Annotated in this window: 7 protein-coding genes and 1 pseudogene; all 8 read left to right on the forward strand. The window is 45.5% G+C overall.

The genetic code is table 11. The annotated features are described in order from the left end of the window. Positions 1–239 (forward strand): annotated as a pseudogene (locus B4J23_RS01155) (hypothetical protein); the annotation flags it as partial. After that, entirely contained in the window at positions 236–832 is a 597-nt protein-coding gene (locus tag B4J23_RS01160) for an acyltransferase (protein WP_291358438.1), read from the forward strand. The pseudogene B4J23_RS01155 and the gene B4J23_RS01160, both read left to right, overlap by 4 nt. Before the next feature lie 79 nt (positions 833–911). Further along, a complete protein-coding gene (locus B4J23_RS01165; protein ID WP_291358440.1) occupies positions 912–1,460 on the forward strand; it encodes an acyltransferase in 549 nt (182 codons plus the stop codon). 20 nt (positions 1,461–1,480) lie between these two features. Then, positions 1,481–2,599 carry a glycosyltransferase gene (locus B4J23_RS01170; RefSeq protein ID WP_291358442.1) on the forward strand — a complete coding sequence of 373 codons (1,119 nt, stop codon included), beginning with the start codon at positions 1,481–1,483 and terminating at the stop codon, positions 2,597–2,599. After that, positions 2,596–3,690, forward strand: coding sequence for a glycosyltransferase (locus B4J23_RS01175; RefSeq protein ID WP_291358444.1), 1,095 nt, complete (start codon positions 2,596–2,598; stop codon positions 3,688–3,690). The genes B4J23_RS01170 and B4J23_RS01175 overlap by 4 nt, the downstream gene beginning before the upstream one ends. After that, positions 3,687–4,829, forward strand: a complete 1,143-nt coding sequence (locus B4J23_RS01180) for a glycosyltransferase family 4 protein (RefSeq protein ID WP_291358446.1) — start codon at positions 3,687–3,689, stop codon at positions 4,827–4,829. The genes B4J23_RS01175 and B4J23_RS01180 overlap by 4 nt, the downstream gene beginning before the upstream one ends. Then, a complete protein-coding gene (locus B4J23_RS01185) occupies positions 4,826–5,431 on the forward strand; it encodes a sugar transferase (RefSeq protein ID WP_291358448.1) in 606 nt (201 codons plus the stop codon). The genes B4J23_RS01180 and B4J23_RS01185 overlap by 4 nt, the downstream gene beginning before the upstream one ends. After that, positions 5,428–5,920, forward strand: a 493-nt coding sequence (locus B4J23_RS01190) for an acetyltransferase (protein WP_291358450.1), incomplete at its 3' end; no start/stop codon positions are given. The genes B4J23_RS01185 and B4J23_RS01190, both read left to right, overlap by 4 nt.

Consider the following 5,920-nt stretch of genomic DNA (forward strand, 5'->3'; position numbering starts at 1 on the left):
TAGCTCTGGGATATTGGGCGATTTTCTGTAATCCGCCAAGTTCTGCTTATCTGGTAGCGCGGCGCAATAGCAAGGCCTTGTTTAAATTGCAGATTGTCGAGTTGTGCATTAAATTTATTTTATTTGCCGCTCTGTATCTGCTGTTAAGTGACAAGCTGTATATGTTGCTGGCGGTGCCGGTCGCGTTGATTTTCTATAACTTTGCCATTTTATATGTAGTGTGGAGAAGCAAAGTATGATGTTTTTTAAAGCCTTGAAACTCATGCATTGGTTCACTGCACAGTGCCGTAAGGCAATCTATAATTTGGCCTTCAAGACCCGATTCCGATATTTTGGCAAACATTCGACTTTGGAAATAAGTGGTCAGGTCAAAATCGGCAAGAATGTTTATATTGGTGATTATGTCAGCATCATTGTCGAGCCGGGTGCGAGTCTTACCATTGCGGATCACAGCTTTATTGGGGAAAACTGCTATATCAAGTGCTTTGGTGGCAAGATTAAAATTGGTCGCGATGTCAGCATCAATTCCAAGTCCTATATCAATGGTTGTGGCGGGGTAAAAATTGGTGACAATACCCGGATTGGGACACAAAGCCTTATCATTGCCAGCAACCATAAATTTGGTGAACCGGATGTGCTGGTCAAAGATCAGATTACTAGACAAGGCATCAGTTTAGGTGAAAATATCTGGCTGGGCGCACGGGTCACTGTGCTGGATGGAGTGACTATTCCAGACAACAGTGTGATCGGTGCCTGTAGTCTGGTATCCAAGCCACTGATGGAAGTGGGGGTTTATGTTGGCATTCCTGCAAAAAAAATAAAATCGCTCTGACTGGGCACGCATATCCCTCTGCCTATTTTCAGCGTAAAATATCCGGCTTGATCTTTTTGCATTGAGTTTTATTAGCCCTATGGCCTTTATTCGTTCTGCGTTTCATCTGCTGTTTGACCTGGTTTATTTTATAGCCAAAGGCAGTGTGGCCTATGCGCGTAAAAAAGGCGTGACCGTAGGGGAGCAGTGCCGGATCTATATTAAAAACTGGGGCTCCGAGCCATTTCTCATTTCACTTGGTGATCATGTCACCGTGACCTCAGGCGTGAAATTTATTACCCATGATGGCAGTACCTGTCTGGTGAAAGATGCTCAAGGCAAACGTTATCAACGCTTTGCCCCGATTCAGGTCGGTTCGCATGTCTTTATTGGCGTGAACAGTATCATTATGCCGGGTATTACTATCGGTTCAAATGTGGTGATAGGTGCCGGCTCTGTGGTGACCAAAGACATTCCGGATAATAGTGTCGCGATTGGCGTACCAGCCAAAGTCGTTTCCAGTTTTGCGGATTATCAGACCAAGATCCAGACGACCTGTGCCAGTGATAGCGATCTGGTCGGTATTCAGGACTATGCCGAACGGGTACAGCGCGCTATCGAAATTCAAGTCTCTAAAACTTCCCATTAATTTTTAAGTCAGGTCTGATTATGTTGAATAAAGTGATGTTCTTTTTGCCGACGTTGGGGGGCGGTGGTGCGGAGCGTACGGTGATTCAGCTGGCTAACAGTTTTGCTGAACAGGGCCTGAATATTCATTTAGGTGTGTGTGACCTGAGTGGAGTCAAAGCAAAATTACTGCCAGAAGCCAGTTCTAAAATCCAGCTGATCAACTTTGACTGTGGCCGTGTGGCGAGTGCGATTGTGCCGTTAAAAAAGAAACTACAGGCCGAACAGTATGATTGTCTCGTAGCCACTCAGACCCATACTAATATTATTGCCGCCTTGGCCAAAAAACTGGCTGGGGTACAAACTCGTCTGATTTTTCGGGAAGTATCGACGCCGTCCAAAAATATAAAAACTCAAGGCTTGGCAAAATTCATTTTAAAAACTCTAGTAAATTTCACCTATCCAATGGCACAGCAGGTGGTCTGTGTCTCCAAAGGCGTCGAGCAGGATTTCCGAGAATATTACAGCTATAAAAAGTCCAATCTAAGTACCATTTATAACCCTGTTCTGGACGATGCCTATTTTGAAAAACTAAATGTACCCGTCCAGCACAAATTTTTTGATGGCAGCAATAAAGTGATTCTGGCTGTCGGCCGTCTGACAGAAGCCAAAAACTTTGGCTTTTTGATCCGCTCCTTTAAAGACCTGCATGACCAGCATCCCGACACTCGCTTGCTGATTCTGGGAGAAGGTGAACTTCGTATTGAATTCGAGGCGCTTATTGCTGAGTTAGGTCTGACAGACATTGTGGATTTGCCGGGATTTGATTCCAATCCTTATGCCTATTTTAAATATGCCTCGCTGTTTGTGCTTAGTTCTAACTGGGAAGGTTTGCCAGGCGTGCTGATTCAGGCACTAGCTTCCAAAATCAAAGTGGTGAGTACCAACTGCCCAAGTGGTCCGATGGAAATTCTGGATAATTCCAGATTTGGCTTGCTAGTAGAATGCAATGATCAGGCAGGACTCACCCAAGTTATGCGGAAAGCGATTTTTGGCGATTATGTCCGCTATTCAGAGCAGGATTTTACTGCACATATCCGGCATTTCCATAAATCCACTGTATTGCAGCAATACCTGCAGATGATGGAGCAGGCCGTATGAGCAAGCCGACCATGGTGCATGTCATCACTAATTTTGCTGGAGTTGGTGGTGCGGAAATGATGCTATCGCGCCTGATTCAGGCAACTGAGCAGCAATATCAGCATGTCATTATCGCTTTGATGAAAACCTCTGCAGTCTATCAAAGCACCTTGGATCGCTGTCAGACACATTATGCTCTAGGCTGGAATGGACTGAATACGTTTGGCACCATTCAAAAACTGCGTGCTTTATTAAAACAACTGACACCGCAAACGCTGCAGTGCTGGATGTACCATGCCAATGTCCTGACTAGCTTGAGTGTCATCGGCTTAAAGCAGAAACCTAAGGTAATCTGGGGTATTCATCATTCTTTAGCTTCACCGAAAGATGAATCCATCAGCACTAAACTGGCTTTAGTGTTAAGCAAATTGTTATCGGCACAGCCCCAAGCCATTATTTACTGTGCTCATTCTTCCATGCAGCAGCATCAATCATTCGGGTTTCATAATCCAAATAGTCATGTGATCGCGAATGGTGTGTATCTGGATAAGTTTCAGCCTAATCCGGAATTACATGATCCAATCGTGATTGGTTTTGCCGGGCGTTATCATCCAGCCAAAGGCTATCCTTATCTATTTGAAACTATGGCGAAACTGAAAGACCAGCCAGTAGTGTTTAGAATTGCTGGTGGTGGTGCTAGTCTGAATAATCCTGAAGTCAAAGCCCTGTTTGAACAATATCAGTTAGATCAGAACAAAGTGGAGTTGCTGGATCAGGTCTCCGATATGCCAGCCTTTTATCAATCCATTGATGCTTTTCTGATGACATCAATTACCGAAGGCTTTCCGAATGTACTGGTTGAAGCGTTGGCCTCCGGTTTGCCATGTATCAGTACTGATGTTGGAGATGCCAGTTATATCGTGCAGGAGTTGGGTAATATTGTGCCACCGCGCGACAGTGATGCTTTAGCTCAAGCCATTTTAAAGTATCTCCAGTTGAGTGCGGATGAGAAATTTGCTTTAAAACAGGCGACATGGCAGCGGATAGAACAGCATTTCAGCATTGAAACTGTCAGTCAGCAATATATGCAGGTATGGAGCCAACAGGCATGAAATTTTTAATGATCAGCAGCTTTCTACCTTCAGTGCTGAACTTTCGTGGCAAGTTGTTAGAAGCCATTGCCGCGCGCGGTTTTGAAATCCACATCATGACTCCGGAACTGTCCAGCTTTGCTGAAGAGCATCAGCAGCTGTTACAGCTGGGTTATCAGGTGCATGAAATTCCGATGCAGCGCACGGGTACCAATCCATTGGCTGATCTGAAACTGTTAAAGCAGATGTATCAGCAGATCCGTCGGATTCAGCCGGATTATGTGCTGTCTTATACCATTAAACCGGTCATTTACGGCACTTTGGCGGCCTGGCTGGCTAAAGTGCCGCATCGTTTTGCTCTGATTACCGGTCTGGGCTATGCCTTTCAGAATATCGAATCGGGTCAACGTAGCCTGTTCCAGAAAATGGTCCATGGCTTATACGCCCAAGCCTTAAAACATGTCGATAAAGTCTTTTTCCAGAATCCGGATGATCTGAAACTGTTTCAGGACATGCATCTGCTGGAAAAAGATAAACCGACCGTGGTGGTAAATGGTTCCGGGGTGAATGTGCAGGACTTCGATATCATGCCATTGCCGCAAAATACGCAAGGTCAGGTCAAAGCTTCATTTTTGCTCATTGCCCGTTTATTGGGTGATAAAGGCGTACGTGAATATGCCGAGGCAGCACGGATCATCAAAGCGCAATATCCGGAAACGGAATTCCATCTGGTCGGTTGGATTGATGATAATCCGACCGCGATTTCCCAGGCTGAGTTAGACAGCTGGATTGCAGAAAAGACGATCAATTACTGGGGCAGACTCAGTGATGTACGCCCGGCAATTGCGGTCAGTTCGGTGTATGTGTTGCCATCTTACCGTGAAGGCACGCCACGGACTGTGCTGGAAGCCATGGCGATGGGTCGGGCGATTATTACTACCGATGCGCCAGGCTGTCGTGAAACTGTAGCCCATGGTGTCAATGGCTATCTGGTCGGGGTAAAATCAGTGGATGAACTAGTGCAGGCAATGCAGTATTTTATTGACGATCCAAAACTGATGGCCTATATGGGACAGCAGTCGAGGGAACGTGCCTTGAGCAAATATGATGTACATCAGGTCAATGCACATATGCTGCGTGAGATGGGAATATCGGCATGATTAAACGTATTCTGGATGTGGCGATTGCTTCGACCGCGCTGGTGATCCTATCACCGGTATATGCTCTAGTGGCGTATAAGGTAAAAAAGAATCTAGGCTCTCCAGTACTGTTTCGTCAGGTACGTCCAGGTCTGAATGGTAAGCCTTTTGAAATGATCAAGTTCCGTACCATGAAAGATGCGGTGGATGCTTATGGTAATCCATTACCCGACAGTGAACGTTTAACGCCGTTTGGCCAAATGCTGCGTTCTACCAGTCTGGATGAATTGCCAGAATTGTGGAATGTGATCAAAGGCGATATGAGTATTGTTGGTCCACGCCCTTTATTGATGGAATATCTGCCGCTGTATAATGCCGAGCAGGCGAAACGGCATAATGTCCGTCCCGGCATGACCGGTTATGCACAGGTGAATGGCCGCAATGCTATTTCCTGGGAAGAAAAATTCCGGCTGGATACCTGGTATGTGGAACATCAATCGCTTTGGCTGGATTTTAAAATCATGGTGAAAACTGTGAAAAAGGTATTAGCCAAGGATGATATTCATGCCGAAGGCGAGGCAACCATGAGCAAATTTACTGGCACACCGGAACAGAAAAAATGACCCAGCTTTATGCGATTTATGGTGCTTCCGGCTGTGGCCGTAGCCTGATGCCGGTGGCACGGCAGCAATTGGCACGTGACAATGATCCGTCTGAAATTGTCTTTATTGATGACGCTCTAACAGAAATTAGCCAGATTAATGGTCATCGTGCTATGAATTATGCGACATTTTTAAATGAATCTGCAGATTTTAAAGCGGTGCAGATTGCGATTGCCAATAGCCGTGTTCGGGAAAAAATTGCCCGGCGATTTGAGCAAGATGGCATTCAGCTCTGGTCGATTCAGGCCGATAATGTGGTGTTGATGGATCAGTCCAAGATTGCCGAAGGTATGGCTTTAAGTCCATTTGTGACGATTACCTCAAATATCCAGATTGGCAAATGCTTCCATGCTAATTTATACAGTTATGTAGAGCATGATTGTGTGCTTGGGGATTTTGTTACCTTTGCGCCAGGCGTAAAATGCAACGGCAATATTCATATCCATGACC

Source organism: Acinetobacter sp. UBA3025 (assembly GCF_002367915.1).
Lineage (GTDB): Bacteria > Pseudomonadota > Gammaproteobacteria > Pseudomonadales > Moraxellaceae > Acinetobacter.